The 17,514-nt window shown below is 66.5% G+C and carries 11 protein-coding genes; 4 read left to right on the top strand and 7 right to left on the bottom strand.

Features of this window, described 5'->3' with window-relative positions:
• Window positions 1-5: 5 nt before the first annotated feature.
• The 6 genes from rapA to ACZ6YI_RS07740 all read right to left on the bottom strand — a co-directional run bounded on the left by rapA (window position 6) and on the right by ACZ6YI_RS07740 (window position 10,808).
• Entirely contained in the window at window positions 6-2,837 is a 2,832-nt protein-coding gene (rapA, locus tag ACZ6YI_RS07715) for an RNA polymerase-associated protein RapA (protein ID WP_465778099.1), read from the bottom strand.
• A gap of 99 nt (window positions 2,838-2,936) precedes the next feature.
• Window positions 2,937-3,614, bottom strand: a complete 678-nt coding sequence (locus ACZ6YI_RS07720) for a Fe2+-dependent dioxygenase (RefSeq protein ID WP_465778100.1) — start codon at window positions 3,612-3,614, stop codon at window positions 2,937-2,939.
• 21 nt (window positions 3,615-3,635) lie between these two features.
• A complete protein-coding gene (locus ACZ6YI_RS07725; RefSeq protein ID WP_465778101.1) occupies window positions 3,636-5,936 on the bottom strand; it encodes a catecholate siderophore receptor Fiu in 2,301 nt (766 codons plus the stop codon).
• A gap of 186 nt (window positions 5,937-6,122) precedes the next feature.
• Complete coding sequence (locus ACZ6YI_RS07730; RefSeq protein ID WP_465778102.1) at window positions 6,123-7,091, bottom strand: class I SAM-dependent methyltransferase; 969 nt, start codon at window positions 7,089-7,091, stop codon at window positions 6,123-6,125.
• Window positions 7,078-8,289 (bottom strand): YcaO-like family protein, encoded by a 1,212-nt coding sequence (locus tag ACZ6YI_RS07735; protein ID WP_465778103.1) that lies wholly within the window; start codon window positions 8,287-8,289, stop codon window positions 7,078-7,080. Before ACZ6YI_RS07735 ends, ACZ6YI_RS07730 begins: the two co-directional genes overlap by 14 nt.
• Before the next feature lie 398 nt (window positions 8,290-8,687).
• Window positions 8,688-10,808, bottom strand: coding sequence for a M13 family metallopeptidase (locus ACZ6YI_RS07740; protein WP_465778104.1), 2,121 nt, complete (start codon window positions 10,806-10,808; stop codon window positions 8,688-8,690).
• Window positions 10,809-11,085: 277 nt separating this feature from the next.
• On the opposite strand from ACZ6YI_RS07740, the gene ACZ6YI_RS07745 reads away from it, so the two are divergent.
• Together ACZ6YI_RS07745 and ACZ6YI_RS07750 are read left to right on the top strand one after the other, a co-directional pair.
• Window positions 11,086-12,777, top strand: a complete 1,692-nt coding sequence (locus tag ACZ6YI_RS07745) for a phospholipase C (RefSeq protein ID WP_465778105.1) — start codon at window positions 11,086-11,088, stop codon at window positions 12,775-12,777.
• Window positions 12,770-14,392 (top strand): multicopper oxidase family protein, encoded by a 1,623-nt coding sequence (locus tag ACZ6YI_RS07750; RefSeq protein ID WP_465778106.1) that lies wholly within the window; start codon window positions 12,770-12,772, stop codon window positions 14,390-14,392. The genes ACZ6YI_RS07745 and ACZ6YI_RS07750 overlap by 8 nt, the downstream gene beginning before the upstream one ends.
• A 90-nt stretch (window positions 14,393-14,482) precedes the next feature.
• On the opposite strand, the gene ACZ6YI_RS07755 is transcribed toward ACZ6YI_RS07750, so the two are convergent.
• The gene (locus ACZ6YI_RS07755; RefSeq protein ID WP_465778107.1) at window positions 14,483-16,282 is read right to left on the bottom strand and encodes a M14 family metallopeptidase; all 1,800 of its coding nucleotides are present in this window, start codon (window positions 16,280-16,282) and stop codon (window positions 14,483-14,485) included.
• An 81-nt stretch (window positions 16,283-16,363) separates the two neighbouring features.
• Here ACZ6YI_RS07755 and ACZ6YI_RS07760 point away from each other — a divergent pair, with 81 nt between their 5' ends.
• On the top strand, window positions 16,364-16,894 hold the full coding sequence (locus ACZ6YI_RS07760; RefSeq protein ID WP_465778108.1) for an RNA polymerase sigma factor: 531 nt from the start codon (window positions 16,364-16,366) through the stop codon (window positions 16,892-16,894).
• Window positions 16,881-17,498 carry a hypothetical protein gene (locus ACZ6YI_RS07765; protein ID WP_465778109.1) on the top strand — a complete coding sequence of 206 codons (618 nt, stop codon included), beginning with the start codon at window positions 16,881-16,883 and terminating at the stop codon, window positions 17,496-17,498. Before ACZ6YI_RS07760 ends, ACZ6YI_RS07765 begins: the two co-directional genes overlap by 14 nt.
• Window positions 17,499-17,514 lie beyond the last annotated feature (16 nt).

Consider the following 17,514-nt stretch of genomic DNA (forward strand, 5'->3'; position numbering starts at 1 on the left):
TTCACTCAGCGTAGGGCGAGGAAGTCCGGGCTCACCACGAAGCGCACCGCGTCGAGGCGCAGGCGCGCTTCGGGCAGGGCATCGAGCAGGGCGCCGCGCTCGGCGGCCACGGCCTGGATCTCGGCTTCGGTAATCGACGGGTTCACCTGGCGCAGGGCGAGCAGGCGGCTGAACTCGGCATCGAGTTCGGCCTTCGCCATCTCCACGGCCTCGATCTTCAGCACCTCGGCGCGGCCTTCTGCCAGGTCCTTCGCATGCTCGAGCATCGGCGGCACCAGCTTCGACAGGAACTTGCGATAGCGGGCCACGTCGATATTCCGGTCGGCGGCGCGGCGCAGGGCGACATCGCTCGGGCGGAAATTCGGCCGCTCGGTGAGCTTGGTGTCCACCGTGATCATCAGCGGCATCGTCGGCAGGAAGCGGCCGGCGTCGAGCTGGCGGTCGGCGACCACTTCCAGCACATAGACGGACTGGAGCAGGGCGGTGCGTACCGGCAGGTTGTCATCGACCAGGAACGCCGCGTTGCCGGTCTCGCCCGATACCAGCAGGTCCACGGCCGCCAGCACCATCGGGTGATCGAGGCGGAGCAGCGGCAGGTCTTCGCGGGCCAGCGCGGTATCGCGCGAGAACGTCACCGAGAGCGGGCCTTCGGCGAAGCCCGGCAGGCCATCGGTCGAGAGGTACTGCGGATCGAGCAGGGTGATGTCCTTCGCCAGCTCTTCCGCATGCACGCCATACATCTCGAACAGGCGCTGGATGAAGGCATCGCGTGACGGATCGTGGTCGTCGCGCGCGAAGCTGCCGGCGAGGTCGTCGGCATGCGGATCGCGGCTGGCCGCCAGTTCGAGCAGGTGGTCGCGGCCGGCATGGATCAGTGCGGACAGCTCTTCGTGCGCACCGCGGGTTTCAGCGATCAGCGCGTCCAGTTCCTGGTCGCGGTTATCGTCTTCGCGCGCATGTTCGTCGGCCAGCGTCGAGAGCAGGCTGCCGAAGCGGCGGAGCAGCTCGCGGCCGTCGGCAGGGCTGGTGCGGAACGCGTCCAGGCCTTCGTCATACCAGCGCGCCAGGATGTGCTGGGCGCTGTCCGACACCACCGGCACGTGGATCACGATGTCGTGCTTCTGGCCGATGCGGTCGAGGCGGCCGATGCGCTGCTCGAGCAGGTCCGGATCCAGCGGCAGATCCCACATGACCAACCGGTGGGCGAACTGGAAGTTGCGGCCTTCGGAGCCGATCTCGGAACAGATCAGCAGCCGCGCGCCATCGGGCTGCGCGAAGAACGCGGCGTTGCGGTCGCGCTGGACGATGCCAAGGCCTTCGTGGAAACGCGCCACGCCAACGCCGCTGCGCGTGCGCAGGGCGTCTTCGATCGCCATGACCTTGCCCTGGCTACGGCAGAGCAGGAGGAACTTGTCGTTCGGGTGGGCATCGAGCAGGCCGACCAGCTCGGTGATGCGCGGATCATCGGCGTAATCGAATTCCAGTGGCGCGGGCGGCTGCTGGATGTCGGAACGGAATTCAGCGAGCAGGGTTTCCCGTTTGCCCGGCAACAGCGTGGCGGGATCGATCTCGATCACCTCAGGCACGCGGTGCGGGAAGCCGCCGATGCCGGCGCGGCGGTTGCGGAACATTGCGCGGCCGGTGCCGTGGCGGTCGATCAGCGCGGCGAGCACGGCGGCGCTGCCATTCGGCCGGTCGAGCAGGGCGGACATCTCGCGATCGCCCTTGAAGCGCTCGGCGACCAGCGCACGCTGCGCATCGTCCAGCGGTTTGCCATCGGCCAGCGTGTTGGCCAGCTCCGAGAGCGGCGCGAGATTGGCCGATTCGGCCAGGTACGCATCGAGGTCGCTGTAACGCTGCGGGTCAAGCAGGCGCAGGCGGGCGAAGTGGCCCGCGCGGCCAAGCTGCTCGGGCGTCGCGGTGAGCAGGATCACGCCCGGCGTGGCCACGGCGAGTTCCTCGACCAGGCGGTAACGCGGGCTGGCGCCCTCGGGCGTCCACTCGAGGTGGTGGGCCTCGTCGACGACGATCAGGTCCCAACCGGCTTCGGCCAGCTGGGCGGCGCGCTTCGGGGCGCTTTCCAGGAAGGCGAAATCGGCGATGACGAGCTGCTCGTCCTCGAACGGGTTGCGGCCGTCGTTGCCCTGTTCGATCGCCTCGCAGCGCTCCTCGTCAAAGATAGAGAACGAGAGGTTGAAGCGGCGCAGCAGTTCGACGAACCACTGGTAGACCAGCGTTTCGGGCAGCAACAGCAAAACGCGCTCGGCGCGGCCGGCGGCGAGCTGGCGGGCGAGGATCATGCCGGCTTCGATGGTCTTGCCAAGGCCCACTTCATCGGCGAGCAGCACGCGTGGCGGACGGCGTGCGGCGGCAATGCCGGCCACGCGCAACTGGTGCGGCACCAGGCCGATGCGGGCCGATTCCAGGCCCCACGAGGCAGCGCGGCGCGCTTCCGCACGGCGGCGCAGGCCTTCGGCGCGCAGGTCGAACTTGTCGTTGGTATCGGTACGTCCGCCGATCAGGCGGTCGTCGGCCTGGGACATGGCCTGCTCATCATCGAGCTGGCCTTCTTCCAGTTCACGGCCTTCGCCGCGGTATACCAGCAGGCCTTCGCGGGTTTCCACGCGCTCGACCAGGAAGGCGATGCCTTTGCCGGATACGCGCTGGCCAGCGCGGAATTCGGCGCGCACCAGTGGGGCGCTGTCGATGGCGTAGGGGCGCAGGACGCCCGCCTTGGCGAACAGCACCTGCACGCCGCGCCCTTCGATGCGGAGGATGGTGCCGAGGCCGAGTTCAGGTTCGGCGGTGGAGATCCAGCGTTGACCAAGTTCGAACATGCTTTGTGGGGGTACGGCCTTGGGGGTGGATGATTATCCCGCCCCGGGGCCTGCATGCCTACCTTTTCGTTAAGCCTGTGCAAAAAACAGGCCGATGGATCAGGTTTCCGCCCAGCGCCGCAACAGATTGTGATAGACGCCGGTCAATTGCAGGATCGAGCCCTGGTCGGCGCCATCGGCGGTGAGCTTGCGGATCGCCGTATCCATTTCCAGCAAAAGCCGGCGCGCGCTGTCGTCGCGCACCAGGCTCTGCACCCAGAAAAACGAGGCGATACGTGCCCCGCGGGTCACCGGCGTGACCCGGTGCAGGCTGGATGAGGGATAGACCACGGCATCACCGGCCGCCAGCTTCACTTCGTGCTCGCCGTACAAGTCGCTGACGATCAGCTCGCCACCGTCGTATTCATCCGGGTCGGAAAGGAACAGAGTGCACGACACGTCGCTGCGCACATGCGCGTCGCCGTCGACCTGCATCACCGCACCATCGATATGGAACCCGTATTCGCCACCGCCTTCGTAACGGTTGAAGCGCGGCGAGAGCGTGCGCAACGGCAACACCGCTGCGTGGTAGAGGGGGTGGCGGCCCAGTGCCGCCACCACCTGGTCGCCGAGTGCCTTGCGCACCGGCGACGCCTGCGGAAGCTGGAGGTTCCGCTTGACCCTGGCGCCCTGTGGACCGACGGTTTCCCTGCCATCGGTCCACTCGGCACCGTCCATCTGCTTTCGCATCCCAGCGACCTCATCCGAGGTGAGCACGTCGGGAATGTGCAGGAGCATGATGGATGACCCTCGGGGCGATCAGAAGCGGAAGTTGGCGCTCAGCATGGCCGAACGCGGGGTACCCGGACTATAGCGGTAACCGCTCTTGTTGATCGCCGCGACGTAGTTCTTGTCGAACAGGTTGTAGACGTTGAGCTGGACGTCGAAATTGCGGCTGACCGGGTAGCTGGCCATCGCATCGAACACCCAGTAGCTCTCGGTGTGGTCCGGCGTGCCGATGGCACCATCGGTACCGCGCTTCATTTCGCCGCTGTAACGCGCGCCGCCGCCGATCGTGAGGTTGAACGGGAAGTGGTACGTCGTCCATGCGGTGAAGGCCCGCTTGGGGTTGTACGCGAGGTCGGAGCTGCCATCCTGCGACACGTTGGTGCCCGTCTCCACCTTCGCATTCATGGTGGTGAAGCCCGCGCTCACGGCCCAGTCGTCGGTGAACTTGCCCACCGCCGAGATCTCGACGCCGCTCACGCGCTTCTTGCCGATCTGGTAATAGAGCAGGTCGGTCGGATCCTGCACCAGCTCGTTGGTGACGGTGGTGCGGTACAGGGCGGCGGTAAGCAGCAGCTTCTCGCCGAGCAGGTCCCACTTCGTGCCGACTTCGGCGGTCTTCGCCTTCTGCGGATCGAAGTTCGGGTTGTCGGCGCTGTTGGTGGCCGATGAGAGCGTCAGCGTATTGCCGCCCGGCGGCTCCTGCGACTGGGCGAAGTTGGCGTAGATGCTGCCATTCGCGGCCGGCTTGTACAGGATGCCGAGCTTGTAGTTCTTCAGGTTATCGCTCTTCGATGCATCCACGCCCGGCACGATGCTGCCGGTGGGCAGGCGGCCGCACACCGGTGCGCCGCGGCCGCCGCAGGCGACGAGGCTGCTGAAGTCGGTCTTGTAATGATCGAAGCGGACGCCGGCGTTCACCTGCCAGGACTCGCCGAACTTCACGGTATCGAAGATGTAGGCGGCCGCGGTGTTGGTCTTGCCATCGCTGCGTGCGCCGGTTTCACCGTAGCGGAGGCCACCCACGTCGGAGTACGGCTTGTACAGGTTCGCCGCCGGCCACGTGCTGCCACCCAGCGCGCCCATGCCGATGGCGCGGGCCTTTTCCTGCGTCAGCTCGACACCGGCGCTGATGTCCTGCTTCACCGCACCCGAATCGATCGACACCGTGACGTTGGTCTGGTTGGTCGCGATGCGATTGGACTGGTGCTTGAACGTCGGCGTGCTGCGCGCGAGCGTCCAGGTCGACGGATCGTTCGGGTTCGGCGTGATGATGTTCGCGCCGCTGGCCAGGAACGAGGTGAGCAGGTAATCCTGCTGCGTACGGCCCCAGCGCGTGGTGTTGTGCAGGGCGACCTGGTCGTTGAAGTCGTGCTCGACGAGGATCGTGAACAGGTCCTGCGTGTTGCGGTCGTGGTCCTGGTTCGTGCCGTAGAAGTTATCCGTATCGACCTTCGGCGCGGTGCCGAGGAAGGCGCGGTTATCCGGCGAGGCGTAACCCGGCAGGCCGATGGTGGGGATACCGCCATCCGGCGTGTTGCGCTGCTTCACGTGCAGGTAGTCGAGGTACACGCGGGTCGGCGTGCCGAGGCCAAAAGCGAGCGAGGGCGCGACGCCCCAGCGGTTCTGCTCGACCTGGTCACGGCCCGCGACGCCGCTGTTCTGCTTCATCACGTTCAGGCGGAACGCACCGGTATCGCCCATCTGCCGGTTGAGGTCGGCGGTGGCGCGCTCGCGCGAACCGCTGCCGCCCTGCACGCTGCCGCTGACGCCGTTGCCGAGCACCGGCTGCTTGCTGACGAGGTTCACGGCGCCGGTCGGCGCGGTGCGGCCGTACTCGGTACCATCCGGACCCTTGGTCACTTCGACCTGTTCGATGTTGAACACGTCGCGCGACACGGTGCCGAGATCGCGCACGCCATCGACGAAGATGCTGCCCGAGGTATCGAAGCCGCGCATGTAGATGGCGTCGCCGGTGTTGGTGGCGCCGTTTTCGCCGACGTAGAAGGTGCCGACGCCCGGGCTGTTGCGCAGCGCCTCGGTCAGCGTGGTGGCGCCCTGCTGCTGGATCAGTTCCTTGCCGATGACCTGGATCGTCTGCGTCGTATCGAGCAGCGACTGGGTGAACTTGGGCGAGGAGACCTTATCCGTGCGGTAGTCGGAGGAACGGTCCGCATCGACCTGCATGCCGGGGAGGGCCTGGGCGTCGTTTACCTTGGCCTGCTGGGGCGGCGCGTCGGCGGCGATGGCGCCATGGGCGAAGACGAGGAGGGCGGCGGCACCGACGGTGCGCGCGGCCGGAACGGCATGCTTGCGGCTCTTGATGTGGGCCATGGACTTTCCTTTGCGGGGCTTTTTTTGAGAGAGCTGGGCTGCCGCAGGCACAAGCCGACCCGCGCCGGCCGGGGGCCAGCGGTGGGGAAGTTGGGTTGTGTCCCTAGAAAACGCAGGGTGCGACACCTACAGATTGCACATCGTAAAGATAATGAGAACGAGTTGCAATTACCTTGTAAGTGTCATCTAAGCCAGATCCGGTTGCGTCCGCCACGCGCTCGCCCGCAGCACGTACCACTGGAACAGGCCACGCCCGTCAGCGGTGGGTGCCGTACAGGTGAGAACCTGCCAGCCGAGCCGGGCCGCCTCGGCGTGTACGGGTACGAGTACGCCGCTATGACCAAACAGCACGGCGACGCCGCCCGGGCGGATGGTGGTTGCGAGCCGCCTGAAAAGCGTGAGCGCCTGCTTGCGCGTGACCACTTCGACATTGAGGAAGCGGAGCAGCAGCCCGTCGACGCTGCCCGCAGGGAGCGCGGCCGCGTCGGCGCAGGCGAAATCGGGGACGACGTGTCCGTGGTGGCGCCGGGCGGTGTCGACCATGGCGGGGCACAGGTCGCTCCCCGTGAAACGCAGGCCGGGGCAAGCGCGCGCCATGGCTGCGACGAAATCGCCGGTGGAACAGGCGGGGTCGTGGACAAGCGCACCCGGGGGCAGGGCGTTCGTCAGCGTGCGCGCGCACAGCTCGCGAAGGTGGTGTTCGTCTTCCGCGAACCTCGTTGCATGGCGCGAAGCCACCTGCCAGTACTGCGGCGGGCATACCCATTCGCGGCCGTGGGCGTCCAGCGCCGGGAACGGGAAGATCAGCTCCGCCGATGCGTCGGCTGCGGCCATCGCCAGGAACGCGGCGGCCTGCCGGCCATCGCGTAAGGTCACGTCGAGGTGTGTCTCGTTACCGCCAAACCCAAAGCGGAACGGGTCGCCCAGGAGATCCTCCGAGCGGATCGCATGGGAGGGTGCGCCGCTGGCGCGGCCGCGAAAACGCCGGCCTACCCAGCGCTGGCCGCCGCATTGCAGGATGAAATATTGCTGGCGCGCCGATGGACAGGTCTCGCGCAGCAGCCAGGGGTGTCCTGCCTGCGCGCGCGCGAGGGCGATCTGGTCAAGGACTGCCCGTTCCGATGCAAGCCAGTCGCGCGCATCAGGCATGCCCATGCGGTGCTCCCCGTTCGAAGCCCGGCACGACGATGCCGCCGCGTGAGACCAGGTAATAACGATCGAACCCAGGCACGAGCACCTGGCAGAGCGTGAGTGTTTCCGGCCGGCTGTACAGCACGTGGACCAGGGGCCGGTAACCCTCGGCGGCGAGCGCAACCATGCCGCGTTCCAGTTCCCGGGCTACCGCAAGCGAGCGCGCTGGCCTGGGCAGGGTGACCCTTTCGAGCCGGCGCCTTCCACATAGCGCCGGAAGATCGGCGATGCAGCTACGGTGCAACCGCTTCCACGGCCGCAGGCGCCGCTCCTCGCGGGCAAGGTCGTTCCCGACGGCCGGCACATGGTCGGCCACGGCATGCACCTGCACAAGCTCCGCCAGCGCACGCGACGCGGCATGCACGGCATCGCCGGAGGCGCCGGCGCCGTACAGATGCTGTGGCCGCCCCGGCCGCGCACCGAAGGCCAGGTAGGTATGTGCGGCGGCATGCGTGGAGATATCGAGCAGGGTGATGCTGGCGCCGATCTCGGCCTCCGCTTCGGTCCAGTCGCGGCGCAGCACCGATCCGCTGCCGCGTGCATCGAGCACGCGCAACGGCTCGTCGGTGTCGTCGTGAAAATGGCGACGCAGGAAGCGCGATACATCGTCGCGTTCGATGCACTCGTTCAGCGCGTGCAGGGCGGCTTCGGCGAACGTCGCGCCGATCGCGGTGCCGCTGTTGCTCGCATAGCGGGCCAGCCCGGTGTAGTCGAAGGTGTCGTCGCCATCGGGCGCATCGAGGTAGGTGGGGCGCGAAAGGGCCAGCGGATACGCCTTGCACGCGCCATCCAGGTAGCCGGTGTAGACCCGGCACGCGAGGTGCTTGCCGGACTGGGCGGCCAGGAAGGCATCGACGGGCGCACCCATCCCCGCGGGTACCTGCGCCGCGGGGATCAACGCGTGGTCGAGCGAGCAGGCGTGGTAAAGGCTCAGGTAGTGTTCGCAGGCCTCATACAGGGCGCCCGTGAGCGAGAAGTCGCTCCGTCCCTTGCCGGTACCGGTGTAACGCGTAACGCGCGCGGGGTCCTGGAGTTCAACGATCGTGGTGTTCAGCGAGGCGCCGTGTTGCTCGGCGCACCACGTGAGGCCCAGGTGGGCTAGCTCGCTTTCGACGCGCAGCCGCGCCTGCGCGAGGGGGAACTCGCGTTCGAAGGGAATCATCGTTTTCGTCCAATGAAAAACGGGGCCCCCCGTGGGGCCCCGTCGGGGGTCACTCGTCGTCGAGCTCGGCGAGTTCGACGTTGCTGAGCTGCACGGTAGTGGATGCGTCGAGACCCTCGAGGGTTTCGTCTTCCGGCAGGTGGTGGCAGTAGCACATATAAGAACCCATGGCACGACTCCTTTCGTTGGTGGGAAATGCCGGCGTGGATGAGCGCCGACGAAGTCAGGTTATCGGCTCTGCGACGTACACGCCGAGCAGCGAATGCCGTCATCCCGTGTAGGGATGGTCTGGCAGCGACTACGGAAAAACCCTACAGGCGAGCGGCAGTCGAGGCATAAAAAAAGCGCCGCACAATCGTGCGGCGCCTTTCGTCACAGGAATGATCAGGTAACGCGAGTTACCAGATCTTCACCTGCTTGTCGCCTTCGCGGATCATCTTCGCGCCCGGCTTGCACTGGAACGCCGTGGCGAACGACTCCATGTTCGACGGAGCGCCGATGGCGCGCAGCGATGCCGGAGCGTGCGGGTCGACGTTGAGGTACAGCTTCGCCTGCTTGTCGCGGACGCTGCCACGCCACACGCGCGCCCAGTTCAGGAAGAAGCGCTGGTCCTGGGTGTAACCGTCGATCTTCTCGCCGGCTTCCTTCGGGTTCTTCTTCAGCGCTTCCTGCAGGGCGTCGTACGCCACGTTCAGGCCACCCAGGTCGGCGATGTTCTCGCCCAGGGTCAGCTTGCCGTTGACGTGCAGGTCCGGCTCCGCCTTGATCGGCGCGTACTCGTCGAACTGCGCCACCAGCTTGCCGGTGCGCTCGTCGAACTTGGTGCGGTCTTCCTTCGACCACCAGTTCTTGTTGTTGCCGTCGCCGTCGAACTGGCTGCCTTCGTCATCGAAGCCATGGCTGGCTTCGTGGCCGATCACCGCGCCGATACCGCCGTAGTTGATCGCGTCGTCACCGTTGGCATCGAAGAACGGCGGCTGCAGGATCGCGGCCGGGAAGTTGATCGTGTTGTCCGTCGGGTTGTAGTACGCGTTCACCGTCTGCGGGGTCATGCCCCAGTCGAGGCGGTCGGTCGGCTTGCCGATCTTCGCGATGTCGTAGTGGTAGTTGAACTTGCTGGCGGCTTCGACATTGCCGAAGTAGTTGGTGCCCGAGACGTCCAGGCCCGACCAGTCACGCCACTTGTCCGGGTAACCGATCTTCGGCAGGAAGGTGTTCCACTTGGCGATCGCCTTTTCCTTGGTCGCATCGCTCATCCAGTCGAGCTTCTCGATACGCGCCTTGAGGGCGTTGCGCACGTTGTCGACCAGCTCGTTGGCGCGCTGCTTCGCTTCCGGCTTGAACACCTTGGCGACGTACAGCTGGCCCAGGGCTTCGCCCATCGACGAGTTCACCGTGCCGAGCACGCGCTTCCAGCGCGGCTTCTGCTGCGGCTGGCCGGCGAGGGTCTTGCCGTAGAAGTCGAACTTGTTGTCCTGGAAATTCTTCGACAGGTACGGCGAGGCGCTGTCGATCGCGTGGAAGCGCAGGTAGGCCTGCCACGTGGTGACCGGGGTGCTGGCCAGCATCTTGTCGAACTGTGCGAAGAACTTGGGCTGCGAGAGCGAGAAGCCCTTGTCGATCGTCACGCCCTGGGCGGCGAAGAACTTCTCCCAGTTGAAGTGCGGGGTGATCTTGTCCGCTTCCTTCACCGAGACGAAGTGGTACTGGTTTTCCGGCGCGCGCAGTTCGACCGGCGCCAGCGAGGCCGCGGCCAGCTGGGTTTCGAACTTCATGATGTCGTCGGCCTGGGTCTTCGCGTCGCCTTCCGGCACGCCCGCGAGGGTCAGGGTCTTGGTGATGTAGTCGACGTAGGCCTTGCGGTTATCGGCCTGCTTCGGATCGGTGTAGTAATCCTTGGTCGGTAGGCCCAGGCCATCCTGCTGCGCGTAGCCGATCTGGACCTTGGCGTTTTGGAAATCCGCGCCCGAGCCGAAGCCGAACACGTAGCCGTTGCCGTCGTTGAAGCTGGTGTCGAGGAAGTCGGCGATGTCCTGCGGGGTTTTCAGCGCATCGATCTTCGCCAGTTCCGGCTTGAGCGGGTCGATGCCGGCCTTCTCGATCGCGTCTTCGTTCATGCCCGAGCGGTAGATCAGGCCGATCTTCTGCTCGATCGAGCCCGCCTTGGCATTATCGGCGCCCTTGTCGGCGGCATCGACGATGTCGTGCTGGGTGTTGAGGCTGTTCTCAGCCAGCTGGTCGAAGGCGCCCCAACGGGTGCGGTCGTCGGGAATCGGGTTCGCGGCGACCCACTTGCTGTTGACGAAGCCGTTGAAGTCGTCGCAGGCGTTGATGCCGGAATCGAGCTCAGCCACGTCGAAGCTGGGCTTCGCGGGGGCGGCGGCCGCGGCCGGCGCGGTGCTGGCAGGGGCAGGCGAGTTGGCGGCCGGTGCGGCTGCGTCCTCGTGCTTGCTGCACGCGGTGCCGACGAGCGCAACGCTCAATGCCAGTGCGAGCGGCTTCAGATACTGCTTGGTCATGGATATCCCTCTGTGGAATGGTCATCAAGTCGGCACTCCCCGGCGCCGCCCCCGCCCGAGGATAGCCGCTGCGGGCCCCGCTCAGGGGGGACCGTGACGGAAGTCATGGTTTGGGGCGGGTCGTGATGCACTGCACGATCTACGAAATTTCGCAATTTCCTGCGCCGTTTGTCCCTTCGGTGTCACAACAGGTTCCTACGCTCCTCGTTACCGCATGACAGGGGATGCGGCCCACAGCACCCGGCGCAGCCATAGCCACCACCGAGGAGCATCTGTCATGCGCAAGATCCTGGCCGCGGGCATCGCCTGCGTGCTTTCCCTTTCGGCCGCGACCCTGGTGGTTGCCCAGCAGACCGCCCCGGCGGAAACGGCCACCAGTGCCCTCGGCTTCGGCTGGGGCCACGGCGGGCACGGCAACGGCCCCCGCACTGCCACCCCCATCAAGCACGTCGTGGTGATCTTCCAGGAGAACGTCTCCTTCGATCACTACTTCGGCACCTACCCGGTCGCAGCCAACGACCGCGGCGAGCCGTCGTTCTATGCACGCCCGTTCACGCCGAACGTGAACGGCTACGACCGCCGCCTGCTCACCAAAAACCCGAACGCGAAGAACGCCGATAACGGCGACGCGGCGATCAACCCGTTCCGCCTCACCCGCGCCCAGGCGGCCACGGCCGACCAGGACCACGGCTACACGTCCGAGCAGCGCGCCTTCCACGGCGGCAAGATGGATCTGTTCCCGAAGTACACCGGCCATGGCGAAGCCTTGCCGGGCGGTGATGCGCAGGAAGAGGGCCAGGGCCAGGTCATGGGCTACTACGACGGCAACACCGTCACGGCCTTCTGGAACTATGCCCAGCATTTCGCGATGAGCGACAACAGCTACGGCACGGTGTTCGGCCCCTCGACGCCGGGCGCCATCAACCTCATCTCGGGCCAGACCGCCGGCGTGATCGATACGCTGAACGGCACGGGCGCCGAAACCGATGACGGCCACGGCGGCCTTACGATGATCGGTGACCCGGACCCGATCGGCGACGTGTGCGCTTCGCCGACGGCGAACCAGGTGACGATGGGTGGCAAGAACATCGGCGACCTGCTGAACGACCGCAACGTGACCTGGGGCTGGTTCCAGGGTGGCTTTGACGTGAGCCGCACCAACCCGGATGGCAGCACCGGCTGCGCGCGCCGCACGCTGTCGAAGGTGACCAACGCCACCTCCAACGATTACAGCCCGCACCACGAGCCGTTCCAGTACTACCCGAGCACGGCCAACCCGACGCATGCGCGCCCGACCTCGGTGGGCATGATCGGCAAGACCGACCAGGCCAACCACCAGTACGACATCGAGGATTTCTACGATGCGCTGGATGCGGGCAACCTGCCGGCGGTGAGCTTCCTGAAGGCCTCGTCCTACCAGGATGGCCACGCGGGCTACTCCGATCCGATCGACGAGCAGGCCTTCGTCGTGAAGGTGATCAACGCGCTGCAGCAGAGCGGCGAGTGGAACGACATCGCGGTGGTCATAGCGTACGACGACTCCGACGGCTGGTACGACCACCAGGATCCGCCGCACGTGCATGCCTCGACCGGTACCACCGACGCGCTTGACGGTGACGGTACGTGCAAGGGCCGCACCGTGCTTCCGGGTATCGACGGCAAGACGCCGGCGATGGGCCGCTGCGGCTTTGGCCCGCGCCTGCCGCTGCTCGTCGTTTCGCCCTGGGCACGCGATAACTTCGTGGACCACGGCGTGACCGACCAGAGTTCGATCACCCGCTTCATCGAAGACAACTGGCTCGAAGGCAAGCGCATCGGCGGCGGTTCCACCGACGCGACGGCCGGCCGCATCGACTCCATGTTCGATTTCTTCTTCCCGCGCCTGTTCGATCGCCAGCTCATCCTGGACGAGAACACCGGACAGCCGAAGAACGCGCCGCACTGGCCGTTCGGTAATCCGCATGGGTGATCGCCGTCGTTTCCTGAAGACGGTGGGTTGCATGGCCGCGGCGGGATGGATCCCGTCGCGGCTTTTCGCGCATGACATGAAGCACATGCAGGCCGCCCCCGCCGGGCAGGTCGGCAACAACCTCTGCATGCATGCCATGGGCGACACCACCCGCATGCCGGGCCTCGTCGATCCGAACAAGCTCACGCCGTTCGTCGATGCGCTACCGATCCCGCCGGTGCTTCGCCCCGAGCCGGGCAAGCCGGTGACCGTGCGCATGGCCGCCAGCAGCCACAAGCTACACCGCGACCTGCCGCCCACCGAACTGTGGACGTACAACGGCAGCTACCCGGGGCCGACCATCGAGGCGCGCACGGGCCAGGCGATCGATATCACCTGGGCGAACGGGCTGCCGACGAAGCATTTCCTGCCCGTGGACCACAACATCTGCGGCGCCGAAGAAGACAAGCCCATCGTGCGCGCCATCACGCACCTCCACGGTGCCAAGGTGCCGCGCAAGGACGATGGCTACCCGGAGGACTGGTACGTCCCGGGCAAGTCGCGCCGCCACCATTACCCGAACGTGCAGGACGCGGCCACGCTGTGGTACCACGACCATGCCATGGGCATTAACCGGTTGAACATGTACGCCGGGCTCATGGGCCTGTACCTGCTGCGCGACGAGCATGAGCTCTCGCTCGGGCTGCCGTCGGGCGAGTTCGAACTGCCGCTGGTCATCGCCGATCGCTGGCTGCGCGAGGACGGGCGCCTTTACTACCCCGATTCCGGCGACGCGAAAGCGCCATGGGTGCCTGAAGTGTTCGGCAACCTGACGCTGGTGAACGGCGCCATCCTGCCGCGTGCCGACGTGCAGGCGCGGCGCTACCGCCTGCGCGTGCTGAACGCCGCGAACGGCCGCTTCTACCACCTGCGTTTCAAGGATGGCCGGCCGTTCCAGGTCATCGGCTCCGACCAGGGCCTGCTCGCCGCACCGGCGACGATGAAGGCGATCTTCCTTGCCCCGGGCGAACGCGCCGATATCGTCGTGGACTTCGCATCGCTGCGCGGGGGCACCGCCGACCTGATGAACGATGCCGTGCCGCTGATGCGCTTCGCCGTGGGCCAGGGCGAAGCGAAGGACGACAGCCGCGTGCCCGATGCGTTGCGTGAGATCACCCGTTTCACGGAGACGAGCGCCTCGAAGACGCGCGACATGACGATGGACGAGTACAGCGACTGCGTCGCCACGCCGATGCTCATGCTGCTCAATGGCAAGCGCTGGCACGAGCCGGTGACCGAGACGGTGAAGCTCGGCAGTACCGAGATGTGGAACCTGGTGAACCTCACCGAGGATACCCACCCGATCCACCTGCACCTGGTGCGCTTCCAGATCCTCGACCGCCGCCCATACGACGTCGACGAGTACCTCGAAAAGAAAACCATCCGCTACGTCGGCCCCGCGCAAAAACCGCCGGCGCACGAACAGGGCTGGAAGGACGTGGTGCAGGTGTACCCGGGCATGGTCACGCGCATCGTGGCCACGTTCGACGGCTTCGAAGGCCGCTATGCATGGCACTGCCACCTCGCCGAGCACGAGGCCAATGAAATGATGCGGCCGTTCGAAGTGGTGGCCTGAGCAAACCGGCCGTTGTGGGAGCGCGCTTGCGCGCGATGGGCCGTGCCGCGAGCATCCATCGCGCGCAAGCGCGCTCCCACGGATCGGTGGTTAGTGCAGTTGCTGGAGCGCGGCGTTGTCCAGTCGAACCACCGGGTACGCACCCACCTTCTGCGCCGTGTACCACGGGCTCTTCTCGAAGAAGAACGACAGGCGGGCGCGCGGGCTATCGGCAAAGGCCTTGTCCGCCGCCACCTTCGCGTCGAACTCGGCCTTGAGCGCCGGATTCTCCGCGATCATCTTCCGGGCCAGCGCCTCCATGACCCGCGGTTCGCCGTATTCCTTCGGCTCGAAGATCGCATCGAGGTAACCCCAGGTCAGCAGCGCATCGGGTGCGTGCGCGTCCAGCAGGTTCGCCGCGAGCACGGCGTCGGCGTCGTCGCCGCGGACGATGACGGTGCCGGCAGGCAAGGACGCGGTCACGGTCGTGGGCGTGATGATCACGCTGCGCAGGAGGTGGTGGCCTTCGAACGGTTTTTCGGCCCACTTCGGTTCGGTCAACATGTCCCGCGTTGCCTGCACCGTCGCCGCCTGCGTGAGCGTCGTATACGGGATGTGGTGTGCCTTCAGCCGGTCGATCACCACGGTCCACTGCGGCGGGATCGCCCAGGCGGCAGGCAGCGGGGCGCTCGCATCGGGCTGCAGGTCGAGCCAGCTCTGGATTGCGTAGGTCTTCTTCTTCGTCGGGTCGTACTGGATCCAGGTATCGCCGGAGATGTCGCTCTTCGTCTGGGTGAACGCATAGCCCTTCAGCGTGAAGGGCTTTGGCGTGGGATCGGCCTTGAAGGTGATGGCCACCGCAGCGTTCGACGAAGCTGACAGGGCGGCGGCCCAGGTGTCGGCATCCTTCGACGCCTTCAGCAATGCGGAAGGATTTTTGTTGATATCGCCCAGCACCGCGCGCACCACGTCATAGGTGCCCTGCACGCGCACCTTGTACGGCTTCAGCATGTGCGTCTCGATCAACAGGCCGGCGCGGTTGCGGATCGCCGCGTAACCCGTGGAGAAACGCGGACCCGAACCGAAATTCTCAATGCCCTTCGTCGGATCGCGGCCATCCTTGAACTCAAGGTAGGGCGAAGCGAGGTGGCCCATCTTTTCGTAGGCGGGGATGGATTCGCCTTCGATCGTCGTCTTCTGCCAGGCGGCAATCGAAGGTGGTAGCTTGTGCGCGTCTTCGGTGTAGTACGTCAGGTCGTACTGGTAGTCCGCGCCGTCGGTGGTGTGGATATCGATCAGCAGGTCGGGCGACCACTGGTTCCACAGGCCCAGCCACGCGCGCGTTTCCGGCGCATCGGCCTTCACGTAGTCGCGGTTGAGGTTGAGGTACTGCGACTGCCCGCGGAAACCCATCTTTTCCGGGCCGTTCTGGTTGATGCGGAAGTACGGGCCGGAGTTCTCGTGGCCATCCACGCTGTACACCGGGATGAAGACGAGCACGGCATGGTCGAGCAGGTGGGCCAGCTTGCCGGTGACGGCAAAATCCCGCAGCAGCATCAGGCCGGCGTCCTTGCCCTCGATCTCGCCTGGGTGGATGCCCGCCTGGAGCAACACGACCGGCTTGCCGGCGGCCCGGGCCTTCTCTGGCGTCATGTCGCCATCCTTAGCCGCGACCACCACCGTCATGGGCCGGCCTTCCGGCGTGGTGCCGAACGTCTGCACGCTGACCTGGCCGTGCGAGGCAGCCGCCACCTTGTTGAGGTAGGCCAGCGTGTCCGCGTAGGAAGGCGTGGTGCGGAAGCCGGCCGCCTCGGCCGGGGTGGTCCAGGCATCGTTCGCCTGGGCAGCGAACGGGGCGGCGGCGAGCAGGGCAACGGCGAGCAGGGCGACAGACGGACGGGTGGCGCGCATGGGGACTTCCGGTGTGGCGAATCCGGCCATTGTGTGATTTTTTTTCGCGCGCGGCGAATCATGGGGGAAAGAGGAGGGAGCATGGCCCACGAGGAACGCCGGCGTCGTTGTGACGCGCTGCTGCACGAACACCGCCGCATCGTGTTCAAGGTGGCGGCCGTCTACGCGCGTCACGCCGAGGATCGCAGCGATCTGGCGCAGGACATCGCGCTGCAGGTGTGGCGATCGTTCGGCAGTTACGACGAGGCGCGGCCGTTCCCCACCTGGCTGTACCGGGTGGCGCTGAATGTCGGGCTGTCACATGCCCGGCGCGAGCGCGAAAAGCCCGCGATGGTGGGGCCCGAGGCACTCGACGGGCTGGCCGGTGGCACGCCGATCGCCGAGCCGGACGAGCGGCTGGCCCAGCTCACCCGCGCGATCGAGGCGCTGGAACCGCTGGAGCGGGCACTGGCGCTGCTGTACCTGGAGGAGCTGCCTTACGCGGAGATCGCCGGCGTGCTTGGGCTCTCCGAAACCAATGTGGGCACGCGCATCGCGCGCCTGAAGCAACGCCTGCGCCGGCAGATGACCGCCGCGGCACCTGACGAGGAGGCAAGGCATGGAACTCGATGAGCTGAAGGCTGGCTGGGCGGAACTGGATCGTCGCGTGGCGGCGCTTGAGGTGGCCGTCACCTCGCGCAGCGCGGCGGCAGGCGTGCGCGCCGAGCTGCGGCCGCTGGCCTGGGGGCAGGCCATCCAGATCGTGTTCGGCGCCTTGGTCGCGTGGGGAGCGGGTTCGTTCTGGGTCGATCACCGCGACGCGCCGGGACTGCTCGCGGCCGGCCTGCTACTGCACGGTTACGGCATCGCCATGATCCTTGCCGCCGCACGCAATCTCGTGCTCGTGGCCCGGGCCTCCGCGGCGCAGCCGGTGCTGGCGCTACAGCAGCGCGTGGCAGCCCTGCGCGCCTGGCGGATTCGCGAGGGCCGCTGGTTCGGCGTAGTGGGCTGTTTCATGTGGGTGCCCATGATCGTCTGGGCATTCGGGCTGCTGGGCGTCGATCTCGTGACGGCCCGCCCCTGGTTCGTAGCCCTGAACCTGCTGGTCGCCTGCGTCTGCCTCGGCGCGTACGTGGCCGTCTCGCGGCTCGTGGAGCGGCCCGAAGGCCGCACCGTGCACCTGGCCCAGGCACGGCTGGACGAGATCGCGCGGTTCACAGGGAGCGGCCCGGCGTAAGGACGGGCTAAGCTGG

This window comes from Luteibacter sp. NPDC104163 (assembly GCF_055584245.1).